This is a genomic window from Rossellomorea sp. LJF3 (genome assembly GCF_037046045.1).
Lineage (GTDB): Bacteria > Bacillota > Bacilli > Bacillales > Bacillaceae_B > Rossellomorea.
The window spans coordinates 59,574-81,854 of sequence record NZ_JBANLY010000008.1; the positions used below are offsets into that span (position 1 = coordinate 59,574).

Here is a 22,281-nt window from a genome sequence, read left to right on the forward strand (position 1 = left end):
TGGCAAGTATTTTCGTTTGTGCAGGTCAAAAGCAAAAAAAAATCACGGGACGTATCCTGGATACGTCCCGTGATAAAGAGATAAAGATAGATCATTTTAATGAACCGATATAATCCGTAAGAAGAGTGATGGCAAAGTCAATGGCATCTTCGTTCGGGTTTAATTTTGAATGATGGAGGCCGTATGGGGAGTCGACACCGAGCCAGAACATAAAGCCGGGTATTTCCTCAAGCATATAACCGAAGTCTTCACCAGTCATCGCTTCTTTGCAGATGACAAGGTCCCGGTCGGTTTCCCGCAGGAAAGACATAAAATGATTTGTCCATTCGGGATCATTAAAGACCTGCCGGTACATGCTGCCATAACTCACTTCAATTTCACAGTCATAACTGATTCTCATCCCTTTGATCAATGCTTCCAGCCGCTCTTTCACACTCAGCATCGACTGAGGTGACAAGGTACGGATGGTCCCTTCCAATCGTGCCGTTTCTGCAATGATATTCTGGACAGTACCACTTTCCATTTTTCCGACTGTAATGACCGCACTGTCTAATGGATCAACGTTCCTTGAGACGATCGACTGCATTTGGGTGACAAAGGAGGAAGCCGCGACAATCATATCCTTTGTATGATGGGGGTAGGCAGCATGTCCACCCTTACCTTTAAAGTCTATGAATAGTTCAGACGTATTGGCAAACAGCAGCCCTTCTTTAACGGCAACCGTTCCCACTTCATATTCCGGGGCAATGTGCAGGGCAAATATACAATCCGGCTTCCATTCCTTCATGATTTCACTTTGGAGCATCGGCTCCGCCCCACCTGGCCCTTCCTCTGCCGGTTGGAAAATGAAGAGGAGGTCGTCTTCGATTGGGTGGTGAACAAAATGGGTGAGAACCCCCAACTCGATCGTCATGTGAAAATCATGTCCACAAGCATGCATCTTCCCTTCATGTGAAGAAGGGAATTCAAGCTCCGTTTCTTCCTGGATCGGCAGGCCATCAATGTCCCCACGGTACCCGATCATCCTCGTAGGCCTGGTGCCATGAACCTTGACAAAAAGGCCCGTTTTCCAAGTCTTGATCTCTAATCGGTCAGCAGGGAGAGTGCCAATATAATTCATTAAGTATGCTTGAGTTTTAAACTCTTGAAACCCAAGTTCAGGAATTTGATGAAGATCTCTCCTGATCGACTTAAAGTCTACTGTTAACATGGGTATCCTCCTTGTAAGGAAAAATAATGGATTGTGAAAGCTGGAATCTACAAGAAAAGAACAGACGAAAGCCGTCCGTTCTTTCTTCTATCTTCTATGATTGAATGGATTACAATTGACGTAATTCTTGTTTGATTTCTGTCTTTGATTTTGTTTTGTCATCAATATCTTTCAATTTCTTCGCCGGTGTACCTGCCACAACCGTGTATGGAGCAACATCATCCACGACAATCGCTCCAGCTGCCACAACAGCCCCTTTTCCGACCGTTACACCTTCAAGGACAACTGCATTGGCACCAATGACGACATCGTCTTCAATCACCACAGGCTTAGCAGATGGCGGTTCAATGACTCCAGCAAGCACCGCTCCTGCCCCGATATGACAATTCTTTCCTACCGTTGCACGTCCACCCAGTACAACATTCATATCGATCATCGTTCCTGCCCCTACTACGGAACCTATATTGATCATTGCACCCATCATGATGACCGCATTGTCACCGATTTCGACCTGGTCGCGAATAATGGCACCCGGTTCGATACGGGCTTTCACGCCTTTAAGGTCCAGAAGTGGAATCGCAGAATTTCGGCGATCATTTTCCACGACATAGTCTTCGATTTTATCTTTATTCTCTTCAAGAATAGTAGAAAGCTCACTCCACTCTCCGAAAACCACCCCTGATGCTCCTTGAAGGAACGTTTGGGCAGAACCGAAGTTGATCCCATCCAGATCACCTTTTACATAAACCTTTACTGGAGTCGATTTAGTACTATTTTGAATAAAAGAAATTATTTCGTTTGCATCCATCATGTTCATGAGAATTCCCTCCGTAATTATGTATAAATTCAGAATTCGTTTCTTGAATTACTTTATCAGATTAAAGGGTGGAAGACAACCCATATTGTTGAATCCTATGAGTTTTCATGGATGAATTCGTTTACAACCTCGAGAAATGCTTCGACCTGTCGTAATTGAAAGGCAGACTCGTAACCAAGTAACCATGTATCACGGTGGATGAGTGAATCATGCTCATCGATGAGGGGAATTTTATAAATATTTTCTTCCATGCCGTCCAACGTGATGGCTGGCAGTATGGCGTAGCCGATCCCGTTTAGAGTCATCTGCTTACATGTTTCAATTTGGTCCACCACGATCGTCCGCTTGGGAGTGGTCTGAAATTGACGATGCCACCAGTCTTGAATTTCCTGATAATAATTCGAATCACTTTTAAACTGGATAAAGGGGCGATCCGTTTTCATGACTTCATCTATAGATTGAATTTCTCTATCGACCAAGTACAGTGTATCCTGAAATAAATGGTGTTTCGGCCCTTTCCAATCCGGAGTGCCCCGGATGATCCCGATATGCACCTCATCTTCATAAATGGCTTTAAGAATCTCACTGCTCCATCCGGTCATCAAAGAAATCTTGGCATGTGGATAGGTCTCCACAAAGCGCTTAAGAACCTTCGGAAGCCAATTCTGCCCTACGATCGAGGCACAGGCGATCTTCAACGTTCCGTGCACTTCAGACTCAAGGGCCTGTATCCGCTCCCTCACACTTTCTTCCTTCTGCAGCATCTCATCTGCAAGCTTCACGACAAGTTCTCCGGCCGGAGTCAGTGACAAGCCTTTTTGGGAACGGATAAATAATTTCGTCCCCCACTCCTTTTCAATCGTCTGCAGTCTCTGGGACAACGCAGGCTGAGATACAAATAACCGTTCAGCAGCTTTCCTCATATTCATTTCCTGGGCAAGTACATGGAGCAGCTGATATTCTGAAAATGCCATTATGTTCACCTTCATAAGTTTTTCTTATATTATATCTTAACTTATATAAAATTTCATTATTAGCTGTAGTCGAATACACTGAGAGTAGATAGAAAAGAGGTGTGGCACTTATGGAAGTGATATTGTTTTTCACAGGTTTGATTGTAGCTCTTATCGGCACGCTTGCCGGAAGCGGCGGCCTGATCGGTATGCCAGTCATGCTCCTTTTGGGGTTACCAATTCATACCGCGATTGCAACGGCTAAATTTTCGAATATTATCAGTTCATTTTCTAGTTTCATTTACCTGGTGCGGGATCGGAAAATCACATGGAAGGAATCGTTGCCCATCCTTCCCATAGCACTCGCCGGGGGGCTGTCCGGGGCCTTTCTGTCGGATAAAATACCCGCTTCCCTCCTTGAATGGATGGCTTTCTTCTTCCTTCTCTTTGCCCTGGCATTAAGCCTACTAAAGGGATTCCAGCCAAAGGAAAGGACACAGAAACACTACCGGGTCTACGGGCTTCTGTATTTCATCAGTACGTACGACGGTTTGTTCGGACCAGGGCAGGCTACGATGCTCATGTACACACATTTATTTCATGGACTGTCTTATTTAAAATCAGTGGCCCTTACCCGTTTCCAAACCTTTGTCAGTTGTCTAGGGGCATTCACTGTCTATTTTCAAAATGGTCACGTCGAATGGGATGTAGCCATTCCATTTGCATTGGGCGCCCTCATAGGAGCTCAGTTAGCAGTAAGACTGGCATCAAGAATTTCTATGAAACACCTCAGCATACTTTTAAACATTTTGACATTCATTCTGATCCTGCAGCTCGGTAAGAACCTGTTCTTTTAAGAAAGGCCCATTAGTACTGTTGATAAATAATGAAGCTAACGGTAACTCTTTTATCTTACCTTATGAAAGAACAAAGAGGATGACAAGTGCGCCATCCTCTAACATTTTCCCTGTATGTAACTGCCTCAAGGGGTTTAATCCCTTTTAAACAGCTGTCGTTGAAGTTGCTTTAATACAACTCTTCTTGTCATGATCCCTTCAAAATAGCCATCGTCTGACACCACGCATAAGAATGGGTGGTCGACTAGTAATTCCAAAGCCTTCTTGAAATCTGCTTGTAAAGAGATTATCGGAAAATCTGTCGTCATGACTTCCTCTACCTTTTTCGCTTCAAGTTTTTCAAACTCAAAACGTTCGAGACCGAGAATCGAATCGGTAATTAAACTTGAACTGATCAACCCCTGGAAACGGAATGTTGGATCAAGAACAGGGATGGCTGAGTAACCGCTCTTTGTGAGTAATAGTAACGCATGTTCCAGGGAATTCCCCACTTGAACGTGAGCCACCTTCTCAGAAGGAATAATGAAATCCTTAATATTCGTTTCTAATAACTCCTTGCTACTCAATGAAATCATGTATAACCCCTCATTTAATCAATAAGAATTTGCGTGACGCCTTTAGACAAAAGAACTGACTCTTCCTATTTTAACATACTGGAAGAAAAATGTATGTTAAAACGACCGGTTTAAAGACTAAAAAAGATAACCGTATGGTTACCTTTTGCTTGTTTTAATCTTGTTGGGCTTCCTGTAAAAGCTCAAAAATTTCAATGGCTGTAATGTCTATGTTATCAAAAGGAAAGCTGTTTCCTTTTTCATTCATGACTTCGATTTCGAATGTATCCTGCTTGGGAAGATACTTTACCTCACAGATTTTCTTACCATTGTATTCAAAAAATCGTTGTTGAGTTTCCCCTTGTTCACCTTGTTCTTGTAATGATTTTAATCTTTGTATAATTCCAAGAAGCTGAGACATAATCACTCTCTCCTTTCCTGTTCTAATTCTTGGTCATAGCTTTTGCATTGTACCAGATTCTATCCTGTGAAATCTAATGTTTTGTCCTTTTTCTACATAAATTCCTTTATAATGAAAGGTGACTACTATCTTCTCTCAATGAAAGGATTGATTCGATGAGTATTTACCGTATAGATTCCCGAATATCATTAGTTGATTTAATGGATTTATCCTTAAAGGAACGCACAGGCAGTTATATCATAAACGAAGAGGCACTGACCATTATCGAAACATCCGCCAGCCCTTCTATCCCTCATCTAAAAAAAGGTCTCTCTAAGTTAAACATTAATCCTGAAGATATTCAATACATAATTTTAACCCATATCCATCTTGATCATGCTGGAGGCGCAGGACTTCTTCTAAAAGAGTGCCCAAACGCGAGAATTATCGTACACCCCAAAGGAAGGCGTCATCTCACTGATCCCACCCGTTTGATTTCAGGAGCGAGAGCGGTTTATGGTGAAAAATTCGATGAACTATTTCACCCGATTTTACCGATTGCGGAAGAGAGGATCCTGGAGATGGCCCATGAAGAAGAACTGAGTCTCAGTGATACGTGCACGCTGACTTTTTATCATACCCCGGGACACGCCAATCATCACCTCAGTATCTTTGATCCCGCTTCAAACGGGATGTTCACGGGCGATACGTGTGGAATTCAATACACCATAGGATCGAAACGGTTTTATTTCCCTTCAACCTCTCCCAATCAATTTGATCCTGAAAAAATGAAGGCTTCCATTCGCCTGTATAGAAGCCTTCATCTCGACCGGTTGTATTTTGGCCATTACGGGGTAAGCGAGGAAGTATCTTTTGCCCTTTCAGAAGTAGAAAAGTGGTTGGACCTTTTTCTAATAAAGAGTGAGGAACAGTATTCCTCCCATGTTACAATGGAGGAGAATGTAAGAACCATCACTTCAGCACTGATTGACCTGACAGGAAGGGAATTGATGCAAAAAGGAATCGATCCAAAGAACCCTATTTTCTCATTGTTGGAATTGGATATGAACGTTTCTGCAATGGGGATCGTAGATTATTTCATAAAACAAAAAGGAGACCGTTCATCATGAAGGAAGTCACACTATATTCTCAACCCGAATGCCCACCCTGCGAAGTGGTCAAAATGTTCTTGAAAGAACATCATGTGAAATATAAAGAAATCAACATAAAAGAAGACGAGCAAGCAAGAAACTATCTTATCAATCAATTAAAGTCTTACTCCACCCCCACCGTCACCATTGATTCGGAGGTCATCTCAGGCTTCAACCTCGAGGCCCTGTCCGCTGCCTTAAACAAATAATTTCCTATACTAAAGAGGTGGCCCCAAGATGCTTTCATTCCTCAAAGCATCTTGGGGCCACCTTATCCTTCTATTGTGATTGTTGAATTGATTCCGGTAATTCATACGTGATCGAGGAAACCTTCCATGTTCCTTCTTCTTCACTCAGTACGACGGCTTCGATGCCGTTTGCGCTGGACACTGGCCCCTCCTGATCTTCTGTTCTTTCTTCCCAGACATACCATTTCCCATCTATGTATTGTGCCCTGGTGGAATCATCATAATGGAAATATGGTACATAGTGCGAGGCGAAATCAGAGCCGAATGTGATGTACCCACCATCTACCTCATATACGTTTTCACTCATAAAACCTGTTGTAAGGCTATGTGTAAAATACTTTGACAGCTTCTCCTCAATTTGATTCTTCGATTGTGGTTCTTCACTCAAGGATACTTGAGTTTGAAAAGCTTCCTTAACAAGGGATAAGGCATTTTCTTTCGTAAATCCGGATGCCTGTATTTGGCTGGCTTGTCCACAAGCTGCTGTTACGAGGACTAAAATGAAAAATAATAGCGATAATTTTCTCTTCCCCATGTATTTTCACTCCTATTTCAGTAGATGAAATGATTGTAGCAATGGAAATTTGTCGATGGGATACCATTCTTTCGTTAAATCACAACAATGACTGACATATTTTTTGGTTTGATTGTAAAATTCCCCCTGTCAGTGGCGCTCAAACACGTTTTTTGATGGTACATTTAACCAAAAAAAGATGCCGCATGAAGTTCATGCAGCATCATTCATTTATTATGATAAATAGCGTATCGACCAATAAATGATGAATAATGTAATCAGAATGGTACCAATCAGGATGGATAAAAACACGGGATTACGAATGAACGGGTGCTCTTTTACGACGTCGGGAATGTCCGTGTCAAAGTCACCCTTCAACCGCTTTTCCTGCCCCGCAAGCTTAAAGGTATACACAATGGAATAACCAGCAAGCGCCAAAGCAATCAACGCAAGCACAATCATAAATATACTCAATACAGCCCCTCCTTACAAAATGTCCTTTAACATAATTTGTCCCAACAAGAGGTGGCTATTCAAGAAATGCATACTAAAAAAGCAACCCGTCTTCTTCAAATAAAAATTCATACGAGAGGTCCATGAAGAGATAAAGGCCATTTCCGAACGGGTAGGAGTACGTACGGATGGATTCTCCAGAATCGATATCACTGTAAATATCAGAAAGCAAACCTTTTTTATCGATTCTCATCCGGATGATATTTTCCAGGAAGTACGGGCGCCAGCTCCAATTTTTCCCTTTGTACCTTGGTTCAATCGTCCAAATTTGATTGGATTTCACTACGTTACTCGTGACTTGAAAGCCATTCTCATCGCAAATGTAAGCCCGAAAACATTTATCCGTAAAATGTCTCGCCACCTCAAAAAGCAGATCATCGAATTCAACCGTTTGTTTCTTTAGAGTCATTAATTTTTGACTGATTTCTTTATGAAGGACGTCAGCAAATTCATAGCCTGCTTCCAGATGCTTCTTTTCATAGCGGATAAAGTCCTGGCATTTTTCTTTCAGCTTTTCTTTTAACAGATCCGGTTCAAGAAAGGAGTCGGAAGGATGCTTCAGATAAAAGCCCTGGTAATACCTGCCCCCATTCAGCCAGGCAAATTGGAGCTGGTAGTTGATTTCGATATTTTCGAACAACAGGGATGCCCCGATTTTTCTGGCAAGCATCGATAAGCTGTATAAAATGTCTTTATACACTTTATTCCCGGCATCATTACGAAGTTGGTATAAATCCACTTTCAGTATATCCGGCGAATACTGTGATAGCCGGTCCAATTGACCGCTGTTACCACCGATATTATCGATGGCAATCTTTATTCCATATGTTTTGTAATAGAGGAGAAGGTGGACCAATTGATCAAAGTCCCCTACAAACGTTTTTTCTGATAATTCGATTACTGTCCGGCTTAAGTCCAATCCCTTCTTTTCATATTCCAGGAGAAGCTCAAGGAAGGACTCTCCATGATCCAGCATAAGTAACCTGGCATTCCGGTTCAAAAATATGTAACCCTCTTGTTTCTCTGCTAATAATTTTTCCAGTGCAAGACGTGTGACGCGTTCATCCACTTCAATTTTATATTCATCAGGTATCTCATCGTCTCCGAAGAATGGGCCAAGACTTTCGACCCCATCATTCCCCATATTCATTCTTCCAAGTACCTCGTACCCGATGATTCTATGTTCATCTGCACTGAAGATCGGTTGAAAGTACGGAATCACTTTTTCTATATTGGATAATATCTCTAATGCGTCCATTCGCACTCCCCCGCCATCGCTCATGTTTTTTTGCATAATTATAACACAACTATTCTGATGAATTAAAAAAGAAAAACCAAAAAAGCTTCCCTTTCCTGTCAGTTGAACAGGAATGGAGAAAGCTTTTTTTAGTATTAACTCTTTTTATGAAAATGGTAGATCAAAATGGAAACGGATTCAGCCATTGGCCTCCATCCATCGTGATACATTCTCCATTAATATAGGCAGCCTTTTTTGATGCGAGGAAAAAGGCAAGTCCTGCAATTTCTTCCGGTGTGCCCAGACGTTTTAATGGTACACTGTCAATGGTCCTTTTGGCAGCTTCTTCCGAGATCCACAGCTTCTCTGCTCCTCCGGTACGTTCGATCGGTCCCGGTGCAATCGCATTCGTACGGATACCATACTTATGGCCCCATTCGACGGCCAGAGTTCTTGTCAACGATAAAACCCCGGCTTTTGCAGCTGCCGAATGAGCGACACCCGCTCCGGCATTCCAAGCATATGTTGCCACCATATTAATGATGGATCCCTTTTGATCATTTTCGATCCAGTAGTTCCCAACAGCATGTGAACATAGGAATGTTCCATTCAAAACGATGTCAATGACGGACTTCCACCCATTTGGAGTGAGCTTTTCTACAGGACATATAAAGTTTCCGGCTGCATTGTTGATCAGAACATCGATTTTACCGAATTTTTCTGCCGTAAACTCCACCATGGCCTTAACATGTTCCTGCTCCCTAACGTCCATTTGAAATACTTCAATTTTCCCTTTGAGAGAAGAGAACTCTTCCTTCACCGATTGAAGCCTCTCCTCATTCCTCCCCGTGACAACGACATTTGCCCCTGTTTCTACGAAGTGCTTTGCCATATACTTCCCCATACCATTCGAACCGCCTGTTACGATGACAACTTGTTCTTCTCCCATATGTAACTCCCCCTAGTAATGAATGAATACTCACTCATATTTTACCATACAACAATACTCTACAACCATGTTTACCATAAAAAAAGACTGATTTTTAAGAAAATATCTTTTCCTTAAAAATCAGTCTTCCGTGCTAACTATCCTTATTATTCACGATGAGTTCATGTAACTGGGCAAGTGCCTTAATAATTGTTTTATTTCGCTTATATCCTTTAGCTTCAACTGAAACATCATTATATGAAACAACTACCTGACCTAAAGATCGAGGAGATTTAAAGCCGTATACATACACTCTGATCGTTCCTCTTTCGGTAGGGAGAAAGAGGACTTCCATACGTTTTGTCTTTTTCATAATCCCTCTCCTTCATAAAGCATTAGGAACCGTGATTCAATCGGAAAGGTATCCTTCCCTTATCCTTCTATGAACCTATTACTCTCCTCACTTTAAAATAAGTCATAGGAATTACTCTGTCAAACATTTGAGGAGATACTCTGTATCACATTTTAAGAACCAGGCTGTGGCTGTAAGGGAAACGACATACCCTACTTGTCCACTGTCAGAATGAACTAATTCACTACCCGATTTCCATTTATAGCTTGAAATGCGTTCTCGCAGGTAACGCTAATACGCGTCTCAGGAATATTCGCAGCATTTCAGAAAGTGACCATTGTCCTCTCTCATAAGCCCATTATATCCGGGACAGGCGCGCAGGTTGATCATGAACCATAGAATAATTAGAGAGAGGAGGTTTTCTTTAATTATGTACCAATATGCATATTATCCACATCGAAGCTATCCGCCTTACAGAGGGGGCGATCAGCGTTTCTTCCCATTCTTTGGATTACCATTCTTAGCAGGAGGTTTAGCAGGATTGGCCATCAGTCCTTTGCTTTTCAACAGACCATGCTATGGTCCTGCGTGCTACCCGCCTTATCCGCCTTACGGAGGGTATCCTTATCCTGGCTATCCACAACCCTATGGTGTCAACAGTTTTCAAGCTTCACCGAATACCTTTACTGAGAATATCAATATATACCCCGGAAGATAATCAAAAGGCTCGCCTAACATTACATGGTTTAGGCAGAGCCTTTATTGTACTGCCTCTCCGTTCTCCCCATCGCAGCTCCTCTGACCTTTACCAATAAACTCCCCTCGGTACCCTTTCAAATCATAGGGAAAGGGGGTATAATAGAGAAGAATACACTAGAAAGGAGCCAATAACTTGAGAAATACTAGTAAATCCACCCCTTCTTCCACATCTGTCATTACCCTCTCTCAAGCTATTTTCACTGTGAATCGTCATGCGAAAACAGCAGGTAACCCAAAATACTTATATTCATTAAAAAAACGAGCTTTAATGAAAATGATCAGGGAAGGTAAGGCCAAAAAAGTGGGACTTCACTTCTCTAAAAACCCAAAGAACAGTCAGCAACAATCTGATGTGTTGATTGATTGCGGAGAATATACGTTCCATCTCCCTCCTGCAAAGGAAGATTTCAAAGAGCTTCCACATTTGGGATCACTCGATCAAAGCCTGCGAAACCCGAAATGTAAAATGGGATTACATCAGGCAAAAGGAATTCTGGAACAGTATACCGGAATGTCAGATCATAATGATCAAATACGAAAACCGGGAAAAAATCAATATCAAAAGCCTGTATTCAAAAAGTTGGGCGATAGCTTCTTTTGATACCCACTGATTTTAGTACAGTAACGCATATATCCTCTAAAGGGTTTTGACCATTGTCAAAACCCTTTTTTAGTGGGATTACAGAATGTACTGATCGATCTTTAAAATAAGTTCGGCGATTTCCGGTTTGCTGATCTGGTCTTCCGCCCCTACCATCTCACCTTTATGCTTTAAATCATTTGTAATAAGAGATGAAAATATGATGACCGGAAGGGTATTGAGCTTTGGATGATTTTTGATTTTTTTTGTCAAATGATGTCCATCCATCTGGGGCATTTCAATGTCCGTCAGTACGAGATGTACGCTTTCTTTCACGTCATGATTTCCATCCACAATGGATTCTAAGTATTGAAATGCATCTGCTCCGTTTTCAAAGAATTCTACATCCTCATATCCTGCTTCTCTCAGCGTGTCGTTCAACAGCTTCCGAAGTAATGGAGAATCCTCAGCTGCAATGATTCTCTTGTTCCTTCTCTCTCTTGGACCTAATTTTTTCACTTGATCGACGCGGATTCCTGTTTCAGGATTAATCTCGAGCATGATGCTCTCAAAATCCAAAAGAAGAATCATGCTTTCTTCCCGTTTGATCACCCCGATGATCCCCGAGTGGACTCCTGAATACATTTCTGAAGGTTTCTCGATTTGATTCCAGGAAATGCGATGGATTTGAGTGACGTTATGGACGTGAAAGATGACCTTCTGCTGATTGAATTCAGCTACAATATATTTTGATTTCGTTGTTTCCTCTTCTTCCACCCCAAGTACCCTCGCCATATCAACGACCGGCAGTACTTCCCCTCTTAATTGAACAATTCCCTTCACATGGGGGTGTGCGTGGGGAATCGGTGTCACCGCAGTCGGCTGGATGATTTCCTTCACTTTAATGACATTAATACCAAATTTATTGTTTTGAACCTCGAATTCAACGATTTCAAGTTCATTTGTACCGCTTTCGAGAAGTATTCCATTTGATTGATTCAATGATTTTCGTCCTTCCATACATTATTGCCCTCCCTACTTATATCGAACAAACCAGGAACTTCTTTACATCGGTAAAGAAAAAAGTCGGCTCGGGGATAACTGTTAGATGACAGTAGATAAAGATGTTTATTGATTTGGTCTATCCAAGAGAAGATAATAGTGAATTCAGTGACCGTTCCTTTCCGCTCCAGGCACTTGCTTTCCGGCGGGGAGGAAGTCAAGCCTCCTCGGGCTTTGCCCTGCGGGGTCTCGACCTTTCCTCTAATTCCCGCAGGAGTCAAGTGCCTTCCGCTACAATCCACTCTTCCTTCTATAATTGAACACTAAAAACTCCTTAAAATTATGTAACTTGAAAATAGTTATTCAATTCATTTCCATTTACCTTTTCAACTTCCCTTTTAATTTTTCAGTTGAATTCATCAATAAAATTCGGTTTGTGATTAGAACAGATATCTACAAGAATTACATCTCAGACTACAAATGCTAACTGATTGTTAGGATGTAAATCACTTTTCGTAAGAAAATCAACCACAGCACACGCATCGTTATAAGCAGAAAAGGTAAAGAAGACTAGAATTGAAATTTGCATCCATACTATGAACAGGAGGTGTTGTTATGACGGATCGTAGACGTTATGAAGGCAGGGGCCTGCCTGATTTTGATGATATTACCGATCACATTCTGCCTGCACAGAATAATTCTCCCCTGATTGCTCTCGGAAAGAATGCAGATGGCAAGGATGAACCGGATGAACTTTCGTATATTGAAGGTCAGAAGCGCAGGAATCGGGCAGATGAAGATCCCAGGGATTAATTGGATCAGCCCAATCGAAAAAGCGATTGAATGGGAATCCATCAATCGCTTTTCTTCCTACACCCCTCGCTTGTTCCCCCATACCAATGTATGGAGCTGCGGGAGCACACGAACCTTATTTAATTCTTTTCTTTCACACACTTTATCTATGAGTGTTTCATAATCCATCAGCAAATCCGAAACCAGCTTGGCTGTGTCACCTTCTGCAACGGCAGGATTGCCTGTTTGGATATAAAATGGTACACCTGGATAGCGGTGATGGATGCGTGTGGCATATTCTAAATCGAGATCATCAAATACCACCACTTTTAAACTGAACTGTGAACGATTCTCACTTAATCGATGAACGATTTCATCAAGTTTCTCAAAGTCCGTCTCCATGCCGGAACTTGGCGGCTTCGGCGATATGGTCAGATCACTGATATCATAAAACCAATCCTGCCACCGGCTTCCCTGTGTTTCAAGGGCAGATTCAATACCGTTTTCCTTTAAGATATCAATCAGTTCCTTCAAGCCCGCCAATAGGGCTGGATTCCCACCTGAAATCGTTACATGGGAAAATCTGTCCCCACCTGCTTCCAGCAATCGATTCCAAATATCTTCTGCCGTCATGAGCATGATATCCTCTTTGGCAGATCCGTCCCATGTAAAGGCTGAGTCACACCAGGCACAGCTGTAATCACATCCTGCAGTCCTGACAAACATCGTTTTTTGGCCGATGACCATCCCTTCCCCTTGAATGGTTGGACCGAATACTTCCAGAACGGGAATTTTCTTCATGAGCGCTTCCTCTTTGGTCTGTATATACAATAGCTGGTAGGGGTTTCCCTTAAGAACACTTGAAGACACTGTGGTCGGTGGGGAAGAGTGTCTAAATGATCCTGGATGATTTCCCACATGACTTTCGCCACTACTTCAGTCGTTGGGAATTCCGTCCCTCTCTCTGAAGAAAACCGTTTATCCTCATTGATCATCGTATGATCAAATCGTTTATGGATCAGTTTTTTTATATGTTGGAAATTAATGAGGAATCCTGAATCATCGAGTTGATCTCCACCAATCGTAATGTTGGCAAAGTACGTATGACCATGAACCTCCTGACAGCTTCCTGCCTCCACATGAGGAATATAATGTGCAGCAGCAAAATGCATATCTTTATTTAATTCATATTCATATGGATGATCGGGAACAGGGTATATCTGTTGAATCATGATCCCTGTCCTCCTTTTTTTCCACTTATATATTCGTCCAATCCCCTTTGTCTCAGTTCACAAGCAGGACATTCCCCGCACCCGCTTCCTTTCAAACCGTTATAACAGGTAAGGGTATTTTCCTGAATATAATGGAACGCTCCTAAATCGTCAGCCATTTCCCACGTTTCGGCTTTATTGATCCACATAAGGGGGGTATGAATGACAAACTGTTCATCCATCGAAAGATTGAGGGAAACATTCAATGATTTCACAAAGATATCCCTGCAGTCCGGATAACCGCTGAAATCCGTTTCACATACACCCGTTACAATATGTTTCGCACCGATTTGCTTAGCTAAAATGCCTGCAAATGATAGGAATAATAAATTTCTTCCGGGAACAAATGTGGAAGGTAATTCCCCCTCGTGATGGGTGATTTCTTCATCCGTTCTTGTAAGGGCACTTGGTGCCAGTTGATTTAACAAGCTCATATCTAAAACATGGTGAGGTACATTCAGATCCTCAGCAATCTCTTTAGCACAGTCAAGCTCTGCAACATGTCTCTGTCCATAGTTGAAAGTCACTGCTTCTACTTCATTAAATGCTTTCTTTGCCCAAAACAAACACGTTGTACTATCTTGACCTCCGCTGAATACGACTAACGCTTTCTCTGTGTTCATAAAAGGTTCTCCTTTCTCTTCTACGGGCTCTTCTGCCATGAAAAGAAGAAAGAGATTCTGTCAGACTCTATAATATAGGCTTCCACTTGCCACTAACAAAAAAATAACGACACCTAAGGATGCCGTTTTCCTTAGTTTTTTATAGAGGGTTGTGCTAGAACCTCTCGGGTATCATTTATAGACCCAATTCTTCTTCTATTGTCCTCAACCAATATAACGTTTTTTCACAAAAAAATCTACATTTCACTTACAATTTATTCGAAAATAACCCGAAGATCAGGTGGATGACTATTTTAAACGAAGGAGCCTTCTCCTCTTCCTTCTTTTTTTCGAACCGAAACGCAGCCAGCCTATTTTCAAAAAGAACCCAAACATGATCAGTGCTATGAGTCCCATGATACCCAAAACGATGAAATAACCATTAGGCTCATCGAGTTCAGGCATGTTGACAAAGTTCATCCCATATAAACCTGCAATAAAGGTAAGTGGCATGAAAATCGTCGTGATGACAGTCAATGTCATCATGATGTTATTCATTTTATCGGAATTGATCGATAAATAATTATCACGTATATCCGATGAGAATTCCCGATAAGATTCAAGCATTTCCACCAGCTTTATTAAATGATCATAGACATCATTGAAGTATAGCTGTTCTTCCTTCAGGGCATTCAATCTGCCCGAATTACTGATGCGATACAATAGATCCCTCATCGGCACCAGGGTGCGGCGTAGCTTTGACATATCATGTCGGATATCAAATAACTCATCCATCAGATCACTGTCGGCTTCTTCATTCGTGTTGTCTTCAATCGTATTAAGGCGGTCTTCTATCTTATACACAAGGGGGAAATAATCATCCACGAGCCGGTCGACGATTCTATGCATGATTTTAAACGGGCTGAGCTGTCCCCCTTCCTCTTTCATCTCTTCCCAAATTTGATTTAACTGACTGACAGGTTCTTTATGGAACGTAACGATAAATCTTGAATTCACAAACATATTCACCTCATGGGAATCAAGGGTTTTTGTATTGATTCCGTGCATGAGCACAAAGATGTATTGATCATAAAAATCGAGCTTGGGACGCTGACTGAAATCATCCAGACAATCCTCGATCGCAAGGGGATGAAATCGAAAATAAAGCTTAAGCAATCTGATGTCCTTGCTTGAAGGCTCAGAGAAATCCACCCAGTACCATTTCACATCTTTTTCCTTAATTCTTGATAAGGGAACATCACTTTGGATTTCCCCGTCTTCCATGATTATACAGGTTCGAATCATATGGCTCTCCCTAACTGTCTTTTTTCATTTTTTATCCTTTCCCTTTTTCTTCTCCATTCAAACTAAACCCCTGCGATACCGTTCAATTTAATGTTAAAATATGAATCAAACGATCAAAGTAGGTGTACATATTGGAACAGCATATTAACCCCAGGGTCAGGGACATACAAATTTCTGGTATACGGCGATTTTTCAACATGGTATCAGACATCGAGGATATGATCTCCCTTACAATCGGTCAGCCTGATTTCCCAACCCCACAACATATTAAAGATGCAGGAAAAGCGGCCATTGATGGAGATTTCACTTCTTATACGCACAATGCAGGTTATATCGAATTACGTGAAGCGGCTGCTTCATTCGTCAAAGAAAAATATCATGTAGAATATGATCCTGCAACTGAAGTCATTGTCACAAATGGTGCGTCTCAGGGAATCGATGTGATTCTGCGGACGATCCTTTGCCCGGGTGACGACTGCCTTCTTCCAGGGCCCGTATATCCCGGTTATGAACCCATCATCAAGCTATGTGGTGCCAATCCGGTCCATATCGATATTACCCAAAATGAGTTTAAATTAGATGCAACATTGATCGAGGGCAGCCTTACCCCTTCAACCAAATGCATCATCCTTCCATACCCCTCGAATCCAACAGGGGTCAGCTTATCAAAGGAAGAACTGAAAGAAATTGCCGAATTACTGAAGAGCCGGGACATCTTTGTATTGGCTGATGAGATATATAGTGAACTTACCTTTGATGGTTCACATCATTCCATTGCCGAGTATTTAAGAGAGCAAACGATCATCGTGAATGGATTATCAAAGTCACATAGCATGACTGGTTGGAGGATCGGTCTGATCTTCGCTCCTGAAGCCATTTCGAGGCACCTTTTGAAGGTGCACCAATATAATGTGTCCTGTGCTTCGTCCATCTCCCAAAAAGCGGCTTATGAAGCTTTGACCGCTGGAAAAGACGATGCTCTGGATATGAAGGAAGAGTATAAGAAGCGAAGGGATTATGTATACGACAGACTTGTTGATATGGGATTTGAGGGAATCGTCAAACCCCACGGTGCCTTTTACTTTTTCGTGAAAATACCGGATAACGTCCTGTTAAGCTCATTTGATTTCTCCTTGGCCCTGGCACAGGAGAAAAAGGTGGCTGTCGTCCCTGGTGATGCCTTTTCCCCACTTGGAGAAGGATATTTCCGTCTTTCTTACGCATGCTCCATGGATCAACTGACAGAAGGACTCAACCGGCTTCAATCCTTCATTCAATCCTAACAAGAGGGACGGACCTTGCATCAAGGACCGTCCCTCTTTGTTCATTACCCTTTATATTCACCATTGTTTTTAGGTGCTTTTTCTTTTTTCGCTTTGTCGTTGTGGATTTTATTTGTTGCTGCACTCCCTATTTCATGGGCAAATTCAGCATTGATCTTTGAAGAATCAAAGCCTTTTTTGTTTTTTTGTTGCGGATCATTTTTCTTTGTCCTTTTAGCCATCTTTGATTTCCCCCTTTATAATACTGCTGAACCACTTAATTGATCAGCATATGTTTATTATTCATCTTCACCTGAAGTCCTATTCAAATGGGCAAAGATCAAAAAAAAGAACCAACACAGTTAACTGAGTCAGTTCAATAAAAAAAGGAAAAGGGGGTGTTAGTGAGAAATTAATCTCCAATTTCATGCTTAGTAATAGAATACCCGCTTTTAAAGATGATAAACCATCTTTCTACTTTTTTTATAAAAAATTTTTCATCTTCCGAAACGCCATTTCACTGAACAAAAATCGTCCATTAATGGCCGTTCAAACATGCCAGGCACCCAAAAAAGTTATTTTAGTAAAACACTTTAAAAAAGCGCTTTCATACAGTATAATAAACAAGTGAATTCGGATGATGAAGTTTGAACATGAAATGACAAATGGTAACCACTTGTAGGATCCCCTTTGAAAAAGAAAAAGGGATTGAAAGAACCAAGCGTTCCTTCAATCCACAAGAAAGGGGGAAATGAGAATAAAAAGGCCCAAAGGGTGTGTGCCTTATTCTTCTCAGATATATTACCCTCATTTCAACCTTTTAAACCTAAATTTATTCCATTGATGTCGCTTTTTTCACTGCAGAAATGACCGCATCATTGGTGTCTAATTGTAGTGCCTGTTCAGCCAGTGCTTTCATTTCAGAACGGTTCAACTGACGGATCTGTGAACGTGCCTTCAAAATGGACGTGGCACTCATTGAGAACTCATCCAAACCTAATCCAAGTAAGATCGGTACGGCAATCTCATCTCCAGCCATTTCTCCACACATACCTGCCCATTTCCCTTCCTTATGAGCCGCATCGATGACCATTTTTACAAGACGTAAAATGGCAGGGTTATACGGTTGATATAAGTAGGAAACGCGCTCATTCATGCGGTCGGCCGCCATTGTGTACTGAATCAGGTCGTTTGTCCCGATTGAGAAGAAGTCAACTTCTTTGGCAAAGACATCAGCCATGACAGCAGTTGAAGGAATTTCCACCATGATTCCCACTTCAATGTGATCAGCTACCGTTGTCCCATTTTCAAGAAGGGCTTTCTTCTCTTCTTCCAGGATCGCTTTCGCTTCTCTGAACTCTTGAAGATTCGAAATCATCGGGAACATGATTTTCAAGTTTCCGAATGGACTTGCCTTCAATAACGCTCTAAGCTGTGTACGGAAGATATCCTGTTCATCTAAACATAGACGGATCGCACGATACCCAAGGAAAGGGTTCATTTCTTTCGGCAGATTTAAGTAAGGAAGCTCTTTATCCCCACCGATGTCTAGGGTACGAACCACCACAGGTTTTCCTTCCATTCCTTCTAATACAGCCTTATATGCTTCGAACTGCTCTTCTTCTGACGGTAATTCGTCACGACCCATGTATAAGAATTCTGTACGATATAGTCCTACACCTTCTCCACCGTGATTCTTTACCCCTTCAAGATCCTTAGGTGTCCCGATATTGGCAGCAAGTTCAACATGCTCCCCATCTTTGGATACCGTAGGTTCGTTCACGAGCTTCGCCCATTCAGCCTTTTGCTCTTCATAACGGGCATATTCTTTCTTGTACTCTTCAATGACTTCCGGAGTCGGATTAATATGTACTTCTCCATTTAATCCGTCAACGATGATCATATCACCATTTTCAACAGAGGAAGTAATGGATTTCGTCCCCACTACGGCCGGAATCTCCATTGAACGGGCCATGATGGCCGAGTGTGATGTTCTTCCACCGATGTCCGTTGTGAATCCTTTAACGAATTCACGGTTTAATTGTGCCGTGTCAGAAGGAGTTAGATCCTCTGCAATCACAATCACTTCTTCTGTTACCATGCTTGGGTTTGCAATCTGCACGCCCAATAGGTGTGAAAGGACACGTTTCGTCACGTCGCGGATATCCGCCGCACGTTCCTTCATATACTCGTTATCCATGGATTCAAACATGGAAACGAACATATCCGCTGTTTCTTTAAGGGCGGATTCAGCGTTTACATTTTCTGATTTTACTTTGTCTTCGATAGGTGTCAGTAGTTCTGGATCGCTTAAGACAAGAAGATGCGCTTCAAAGATTTGAGCTTTGTCTTCCCCTAAATCAACTCTCGCTTTATCACGGATCGCTTCAAGCTCTGATTTAGAAGTAGCAATGGCATCCTGGAAGCGTGAAACTTCCTGTTCAGCATTGTCTACGCTTTTCTTTTCAAAGCTCAGGTCAGGTTCAACCAGGCGATACGCTTTTGCTATGGCAATACCATTTGATGCCGCAATACCTTTTAAGAGACTGGACATTACTCAGCTAAACCTTCTTTGTTCAATGTTTCCTGTAAGCTGTTTAACGCTTCTTCCTCGTCACTACCTTCAGTAATGATTGTGATTTCTGCACCTTTACCAACACCTAAAGACATAACACCCATGATTGATTTTAAGTTAACTTTCTTTTCTTTGTATTCTAGATGTACATCGCTGTCGAATTTGCTTGCCGTTTGAACCAGTAGAGTTGCCGGACGAGCATGAATTCCTGTTTCAGCTGTAACTGTAAATGTTTTTTGTGCCATGTGAATCGACTCCTTCAATTATCTTGTTTTTAGTTGCTTCATAAAAGTAATGGATTATAAAGAAAACGTCAACTACTTCTAGTGATTAATCCAATATTCCTATAAAGCTGTTCAATAAAAAAGAATAGCATGCAATGAGGATATACACAATTGTAAAGCTTGATTTTTTTAGTATTTCATAAATTTGCCACTGTTATGAACCTAATTATGTAAAATTTGATGATTTATTGTAAACCCCAAAGAAAAAAACGTTCTAAAGACTCCATATCCATCTGATATGGAGTCTTTAGTATGAGTCAGCCTTCCCGTTGTCATACTATTCTTTTTCTACTGTTTCTGCCTTCATGAGATTATAGCCGATCTTTGCTTTTATGACCGTTCCTTTCAAGGTCATTTCATGATCTTCGGAGATATTTGAGTATACATTTACCAAGTCACAAATACATCGGGAGAATAACTCTGACAGCTGCTTTAATTCTTGAACACCATGCTTCCTGTCTTCTTTCATCAATTCTTCCATCACATCGATGGCAAGGCTTTTCACCCGCAGTGCCTGCTCTATTTCGTATTTCAAATGGAACCCTCCCCTTTCTATCATTCTTTCTCTAGCATATGCCGTGGAAACTAGATTAGAACGGGGAAGCTATCAAATATTCAATTGTGCATCCTTTGTAAAAAGTCGCTTATATGCCATTAAAATAAACAGGACGACAGTCAATGCAACGCTTCCGACAATGCCTAACAGAATGGCAATCTGATATTCAATGGCCACCAGAGGGCTTACTCCTGAAAGAATTTGCCCAGTCATCATCCCAGGAAGAAAAATGATGCCCATCCCAAGCATATTATTCAGAGTGGGGAGGATGGCAGAATCAAATGCATTATCCAAATAAGTCTTAGAGGCTGCTTTAGGGGTTGCCCCCAGCATCAAAGCCCCTTCTACTTTTTCTCTCTGATCAATCAATCCCCCGAGGAGGGTATTGATTCCAAGCGTTATACCCGTCATGGCGTTCCCCACAATCATCCCTGCAATCGGAATGAAATATCTTGGTTCATACCATGGGGAGAAATGGATGACGACCATATTGAAATAAAATAAGCTGATCAGTGTTCCTGCGCATAATGAGATAGCTGCGATGCCTTTCAGCTTTTGATCCATTTCATATTTGACCTGTTTGAATATATTCCTGATCGCAAATACTTCCATTACGACTATGATACTCAAGGTAAGCCAAGGGCTGGGATGATCAAAAATATACGTTAGTATGTATCCAGCGATAATCAATTGAACGGTCATCCTGAAAGAAGCGAGTATGATTTGTTTTTCCCTCGATATCCCCCTCCATTTCACGATAAATAACAAGAGAAGGACAAAGGCATACGCTGCAATGAATCTCCATAATTCTATATCGATAATTCCTTTTTCCAATGTCAAACCCTCCTTTGGCTATTTTCTAATCGTAATGATTTCTTCTCCGTACTCTTCGGCCACATTTGTCGAATGGGTCACCATGATGATGGTCCCTCCATGCCCATTTGCACACGCAATAAAACTTTTCATCACTTCAATCTCTGTTTCTTCGTCAAGAGCCGACGTAGGTTCGTCCAATAAATAGACTGCTGGTTGCATTGCTAACACCCTGCCGAGGGATAATCGCTGGCGCTCGCCGCCAGACAGCAGTTCTGCACGAGCATCCAGTGGTTTATCAAGCTTAACAATGGTCAAAATCTTCAATAGTTCCTCCCGGCTTGCCAGGGGCTTTTCTGAAAAGACAAGTCCCTTCTGAAGATTTTCTTCTACTGTTTCTTCAAACAGAAGAGGTGTTTGAGAAATCATGACAGCTTCCCTCCTATGCTTCACCGGTTCCACTTTTTCCAAGGAATTCCCTTTATAACGGATTTCCCCCCTATCTGGTATGTTCATTTTATTCAACAATTTCAATAGAGTAGATTTCCCGGCACCGCTTTCCCCAACAAGGCAGGTCGTCCTGTGTTCGGAAATGTCCATCTCCTTAATATGTAAAATATCTTTATAATGCACATCTCTTAATTCATACAACATATAACGCCCTCCTCATCTTTATCATACCCCACCAAGAAAAATATAAAGAAGCTAATACTTACATTAATGACTCATGTAAGCATTAGCTTCTT

Annotated in this window: 28 protein-coding genes and 1 riboswitch; of the genes, 7 read left to right on the top strand and 21 right to left on the bottom strand. The window is 41.7% G+C overall.

Features of this window, described 5'->3' with window-relative positions; all coding sequences use genetic code 11:
* Positions 1 to 91 precede the first annotated feature (91 nt).
* The 3 genes from V8G47_RS09855 to V8G47_RS09865 form a co-directional block, all read right to left on the bottom strand.
* The gene (locus V8G47_RS09855) at positions 92 to 1,210 is read right to left on the bottom strand and encodes an N-acetyldiaminopimelate deacetylase (RefSeq protein WP_336199960.1); all 1,119 of its coding nucleotides are present in this window, start codon (positions 1,208 to 1,210) and stop codon (positions 92 to 94) included.
* A 109-nt stretch (positions 1,211 to 1,319) separates the two neighbouring features.
* Positions 1,320 to 2,027, bottom strand: coding sequence for a 2,3,4,5-tetrahydropyridine-2,6-dicarboxylate N-acetyltransferase (gene dapD, locus V8G47_RS09860; protein ID WP_336199961.1), 708 nt, complete (start codon positions 2,025 to 2,027; stop codon positions 1,320 to 1,322).
* A 95-nt stretch (positions 2,028 to 2,122) separates the two neighbouring features.
* Positions 2,123 to 3,001, bottom strand: coding sequence for a LysR family transcriptional regulator (locus tag V8G47_RS09865; protein ID WP_098440916.1), 879 nt, complete (start codon positions 2,999 to 3,001; stop codon positions 2,123 to 2,125).
* 110 nt (positions 3,002 to 3,111) lie between these two features.
* On the opposite strand from V8G47_RS09865, the gene V8G47_RS09870 reads away from it, so the two are divergent.
* A complete protein-coding gene (locus tag V8G47_RS09870; protein ID WP_336199962.1) occupies positions 3,112 to 3,837 on the top strand; it encodes a sulfite exporter TauE/SafE family protein in 726 nt (241 codons plus the stop codon).
* Positions 3,838 to 3,971: 134 nt separating this feature from the next.
* Here V8G47_RS09870 and cbpB read toward each other — a convergent pair whose 3' ends face one another.
* Both cbpB and V8G47_RS09880 read right to left on the bottom strand, forming a co-directional pair.
* Entirely contained in the window at positions 3,972 to 4,412 is a 441-nt protein-coding gene (cbpB, locus tag V8G47_RS09875) for a cyclic-di-AMP-binding protein CbpB (RefSeq protein WP_336199963.1), read from the bottom strand.
* A gap of 154 nt (positions 4,413 to 4,566) precedes the next feature.
* On the bottom strand, positions 4,567 to 4,812 hold the full coding sequence (locus V8G47_RS09880) for a YkuJ family protein (protein ID WP_034756109.1): 246 nt from the start codon (positions 4,810 to 4,812) through the stop codon (positions 4,567 to 4,569).
* A gap of 155 nt (positions 4,813 to 4,967) precedes the next feature.
* On the opposite strand from V8G47_RS09880, the gene V8G47_RS09885 reads away from it, so the two are divergent.
* Positions 4,968 to 5,921 (top strand): MBL fold metallo-hydrolase, encoded by a 954-nt coding sequence (locus V8G47_RS09885; RefSeq protein WP_336199964.1) that lies wholly within the window; start codon positions 4,968 to 4,970, stop codon positions 5,919 to 5,921.
* On the top strand, positions 5,918 to 6,151 hold the full coding sequence (locus tag V8G47_RS09890) for a glutaredoxin family protein (RefSeq protein ID WP_336199965.1): 234 nt from the start codon (positions 5,918 to 5,920) through the stop codon (positions 6,149 to 6,151). Before V8G47_RS09885 ends, V8G47_RS09890 begins: the two co-directional genes overlap by 4 nt.
* A gap of 70 nt (positions 6,152 to 6,221) precedes the next feature.
* On the opposite strand, the gene V8G47_RS09895 is transcribed toward V8G47_RS09890, so the two are convergent.
* From V8G47_RS09895 to V8G47_RS09915, 5 genes are all read right to left on the bottom strand, one after another.
* On the bottom strand, positions 6,222 to 6,725 hold the full coding sequence (locus V8G47_RS09895; protein ID WP_336199966.1) for a DUF3993 domain-containing protein: 504 nt from the start codon (positions 6,723 to 6,725) through the stop codon (positions 6,222 to 6,224).
* A gap of 213 nt (positions 6,726 to 6,938) precedes the next feature.
* Positions 6,939 to 7,178 carry a hypothetical protein gene (locus V8G47_RS09900; protein WP_336199967.1) on the bottom strand — a complete coding sequence of 80 codons (240 nt, stop codon included), beginning with the start codon at positions 7,176 to 7,178 and terminating at the stop codon, positions 6,939 to 6,941.
* A 73-nt stretch (positions 7,179 to 7,251) separates the two neighbouring features.
* On the bottom strand, positions 7,252 to 8,475 hold the full coding sequence (locus tag V8G47_RS09905) for an EAL domain-containing protein (RefSeq protein WP_336199968.1): 1,224 nt from the start codon (positions 8,473 to 8,475) through the stop codon (positions 7,252 to 7,254).
* A gap of 160 nt (positions 8,476 to 8,635) precedes the next feature.
* Positions 8,636 to 9,403, bottom strand: coding sequence for a 2,4-dienoyl-CoA reductase (gene fadH, locus V8G47_RS09910; RefSeq protein ID WP_336199969.1), 768 nt, complete (start codon positions 9,401 to 9,403; stop codon positions 8,636 to 8,638).
* Between the two features lie 133 nt (positions 9,404 to 9,536).
* Positions 9,537 to 9,755: a hypothetical protein gene (locus V8G47_RS09915; RefSeq protein ID WP_336199970.1), complete on the bottom strand. Its 219-nt coding sequence runs from the start codon at positions 9,753 to 9,755 to the stop codon at positions 9,537 to 9,539.
* 409 nt (positions 9,756 to 10,164) lie between these two features.
* Here V8G47_RS09915 and V8G47_RS09920 point away from each other — a divergent pair, with 409 nt between their 5' ends.
* Positions 10,165 to 10,452 carry a hypothetical protein gene (locus tag V8G47_RS09920; protein ID WP_336199971.1) on the top strand — a complete coding sequence of 96 codons (288 nt, stop codon included), beginning with the start codon at positions 10,165 to 10,167 and terminating at the stop codon, positions 10,450 to 10,452.
* A 174-nt stretch (positions 10,453 to 10,626) separates the two neighbouring features.
* Positions 10,627 to 11,094, top strand: coding sequence for a YkyB family protein (locus V8G47_RS09925; protein WP_336199972.1), 468 nt, complete (start codon positions 10,627 to 10,629; stop codon positions 11,092 to 11,094).
* 78 nt (positions 11,095 to 11,172) lie between these two features.
* On the opposite strand, the gene V8G47_RS09930 is transcribed toward V8G47_RS09925, so the two are convergent.
* On the bottom strand, positions 11,173 to 12,093 hold the full coding sequence (locus tag V8G47_RS09930; protein ID WP_336199973.1) for a chemotaxis protein: 921 nt from the start codon (positions 12,091 to 12,093) through the stop codon (positions 11,173 to 11,175).
* Between the two features lie 597 nt (positions 12,094 to 12,690).
* Here V8G47_RS09930 and V8G47_RS09935 point away from each other — a divergent pair.
* The gene (locus V8G47_RS09935; RefSeq protein WP_336199974.1) at positions 12,691 to 12,888 is read left to right on the top strand and encodes a hypothetical protein; all 198 of its coding nucleotides are present in this window, start codon (positions 12,691 to 12,693) and stop codon (positions 12,886 to 12,888) included.
* Positions 12,889 to 12,945: 57 nt separating this feature from the next.
* Here V8G47_RS09935 and queE read toward each other — a convergent pair whose 3' ends face one another.
* The 4 genes from queE to corA form a co-directional block, all read right to left on the bottom strand.
* Complete coding sequence (gene queE, locus V8G47_RS09940; RefSeq protein ID WP_336199975.1) at positions 12,946 to 13,668, bottom strand: 7-carboxy-7-deazaguanine synthase QueE; 723 nt, start codon at positions 13,666 to 13,668, stop codon at positions 12,946 to 12,948.
* Positions 13,665 to 14,099, bottom strand: coding sequence for a 6-carboxytetrahydropterin synthase QueD (gene queD / locus V8G47_RS09945; protein ID WP_336199976.1), 435 nt, complete (start codon positions 14,097 to 14,099; stop codon positions 13,665 to 13,667). Before queD ends, queE begins: the two co-directional genes overlap by 4 nt.
* Positions 14,096 to 14,761 (bottom strand): 7-cyano-7-deazaguanine synthase QueC, encoded by a 666-nt coding sequence (gene queC, locus V8G47_RS09950; protein WP_336199977.1) that lies wholly within the window; start codon positions 14,759 to 14,761, stop codon positions 14,096 to 14,098. Before queC ends, queD begins: the two co-directional genes overlap by 4 nt.
* Before the next feature lie 125 nt (positions 14,762 to 14,886).
* Positions 14,887 to 14,931, bottom strand: a riboswitch (PreQ1 riboswitch).
* Between the two features lie 118 nt (positions 14,932 to 15,049).
* Positions 15,050 to 16,045, bottom strand: coding sequence for a magnesium/cobalt transporter CorA (corA, locus tag V8G47_RS09955; RefSeq protein ID WP_336199978.1), 996 nt, complete (start codon positions 16,043 to 16,045; stop codon positions 15,050 to 15,052).
* Positions 16,046 to 16,176: 131 nt separating this feature from the next.
* Between corA and V8G47_RS09960 the strand changes: the two genes are divergently transcribed.
* Complete coding sequence (locus V8G47_RS09960; RefSeq protein ID WP_336199979.1) at positions 16,177 to 17,328, top strand: aminotransferase A; 1,152 nt, start codon at positions 16,177 to 16,179, stop codon at positions 17,326 to 17,328.
* Positions 17,329 to 17,372: 44 nt separating this feature from the next.
* On the opposite strand, the gene V8G47_RS09965 is transcribed toward V8G47_RS09960, so the two are convergent.
* The 6 genes from V8G47_RS09965 to V8G47_RS09990 form a co-directional block, all read right to left on the bottom strand.
* On the bottom strand, positions 17,373 to 17,549 hold the full coding sequence (locus V8G47_RS09965; RefSeq protein WP_167562111.1) for a hypothetical protein: 177 nt from the start codon (positions 17,547 to 17,549) through the stop codon (positions 17,373 to 17,375).
* A 590-nt stretch (positions 17,550 to 18,139) separates the two neighbouring features.
* Positions 18,140 to 19,861 carry a phosphoenolpyruvate--protein phosphotransferase gene (ptsP, locus tag V8G47_RS09970; RefSeq protein WP_336199980.1) on the bottom strand — a complete coding sequence of 574 codons (1,722 nt, stop codon included), beginning with the start codon at positions 19,859 to 19,861 and terminating at the stop codon, positions 18,140 to 18,142.
* Positions 19,861 to 20,127, bottom strand: a complete 267-nt coding sequence (locus V8G47_RS09975; protein WP_034756145.1) for a phosphocarrier protein HPr — start codon at positions 20,125 to 20,127, stop codon at positions 19,861 to 19,863. The genes ptsP and V8G47_RS09975 overlap by 1 nt, the downstream gene beginning before the upstream one ends.
* 316 nt (positions 20,128 to 20,443) lie before the next feature.
* Positions 20,444 to 20,701 carry a hypothetical protein gene (locus V8G47_RS09980; RefSeq protein ID WP_336199981.1) on the bottom strand — a complete coding sequence of 86 codons (258 nt, stop codon included), beginning with the start codon at positions 20,699 to 20,701 and terminating at the stop codon, positions 20,444 to 20,446.
* A gap of 72 nt (positions 20,702 to 20,773) precedes the next feature.
* Positions 20,774 to 21,556, bottom strand: coding sequence for an ABC transporter permease (locus tag V8G47_RS09985; RefSeq protein ID WP_336199982.1), 783 nt, complete (start codon positions 21,554 to 21,556; stop codon positions 20,774 to 20,776).
* Positions 21,557 to 21,574: 18 nt separating this feature from the next.
* Positions 21,575 to 22,189, bottom strand: a complete 615-nt coding sequence (locus tag V8G47_RS09990; protein WP_336199983.1) for an ABC transporter ATP-binding protein — start codon at positions 22,187 to 22,189, stop codon at positions 21,575 to 21,577.
* Between the last annotated feature and the right edge of the window lie 92 nt (positions 22,190 to 22,281).

Bases quoted from the DNA above. Each gene is read 5' to 3' on its own strand.
- V8G47_RS09855 (WP_336199960.1), bottom strand. From the start codon at position 1,210: ATGTTAACAGTAGACTTTAAGTCGATCAGGAGAGATCTTCATCAAATT.
- dapD (WP_336199961.1), bottom strand. From the start codon at position 2,027: ATGAACATGATGGATGCAAACGAAATAATTTCTTTTATTCAAAATAGT.
- V8G47_RS09865 (WP_098440916.1), bottom strand. From the start codon at position 3,001: ATGGCATTTTCAGAATATCAGCTGCTCCATGTACTTGCCCAGGAAATG.
- V8G47_RS09870 (WP_336199962.1), top strand. From the start codon at position 3,112: ATGGAAGTGATATTGTTTTTCACAGGTTTGATTGTAGCTCTTATCGGC.
- cbpB (WP_336199963.1), bottom strand. From the start codon at position 4,412: ATGATTTCATTGAGTAGCAAGGAGTTATTAGAAACGAATATTAAGGAT.
- V8G47_RS09880 (WP_034756109.1), bottom strand. From the start codon at position 4,812: ATGTCTCAGCTTCTTGGAATTATACAAAGATTAAAATCATTACAAGAA.
- V8G47_RS09885 (WP_336199964.1), top strand. From the start codon at position 4,968: ATGAGTATTTACCGTATAGATTCCCGAATATCATTAGTTGATTTAATG.
- V8G47_RS09890 (WP_336199965.1), top strand. From the start codon at position 5,918: ATGAAGGAAGTCACACTATATTCTCAACCCGAATGCCCACCCTGCGAA.
- V8G47_RS09895 (WP_336199966.1), bottom strand. From the start codon at position 6,725: ATGGGGAAGAGAAAATTATCGCTATTATTTTTCATTTTAGTCCTCGTA.
- V8G47_RS09905 (WP_336199968.1), bottom strand. From the start codon at position 8,475: ATGGACGCATTAGAGATATTATCCAATATAGAAAAAGTGATTCCGTAC.
- fadH (WP_336199969.1), bottom strand. From the start codon at position 9,403: ATGGGAGAAGAACAAGTTGTCATCGTAACAGGCGGTTCGAATGGTATG.
- V8G47_RS09915 (WP_336199970.1), bottom strand. From the start codon at position 9,755: ATGAAAAAGACAAAACGTATGGAAGTCCTCTTTCTCCCTACCGAAAGA.
- V8G47_RS09920 (WP_336199971.1), top strand. From the start codon at position 10,165: ATGTACCAATATGCATATTATCCACATCGAAGCTATCCGCCTTACAGA.
- V8G47_RS09930 (WP_336199973.1), bottom strand. From the start codon at position 12,093: ATGGAAGGACGAAAATCATTGAATCAATCAAATGGAATACTTCTCGAA.
- V8G47_RS09935 (WP_336199974.1), top strand. From the start codon at position 12,691: ATGACGGATCGTAGACGTTATGAAGGCAGGGGCCTGCCTGATTTTGAT.
- queE (WP_336199975.1), bottom strand. From the start codon at position 13,668: ATGAAGAAAATTCCCGTTCTGGAAGTATTCGGTCCAACCATTCAAGGG.
- queD (WP_336199976.1), bottom strand. From the start codon at position 14,099: ATGATTCAACAGATATACCCTGTTCCCGATCATCCATATGAATATGAA.
- queC (WP_336199977.1), bottom strand. From the start codon at position 14,761: ATGAACACAGAGAAAGCGTTAGTCGTATTCAGCGGAGGTCAAGATAGT.
- corA (WP_336199978.1), bottom strand. From the start codon at position 16,045: ATGATTCGAACCTGTATAATCATGGAAGACGGGGAAATCCAAAGTGAT.
- V8G47_RS09965 (WP_167562111.1), bottom strand. From the start codon at position 17,549: ATGGCTAAAAGGACAAAGAAAAATGATCCGCAACAAAAAAACAAAAAA.
- ptsP (WP_336199980.1), bottom strand. From the start codon at position 19,861: ATGTCCAGTCTCTTAAAAGGTATTGCGGCATCAAATGGTATTGCCATA.
- V8G47_RS09975 (WP_034756145.1), bottom strand. From the start codon at position 20,127: ATGGCACAAAAAACATTTACAGTTACAGCTGAAACAGGAATTCATGCT.
- V8G47_RS09990 (WP_336199983.1), bottom strand. From the start codon at position 22,189: ATGTTGTATGAATTAAGAGATGTGCATTATAAAGATATTTTACATATT.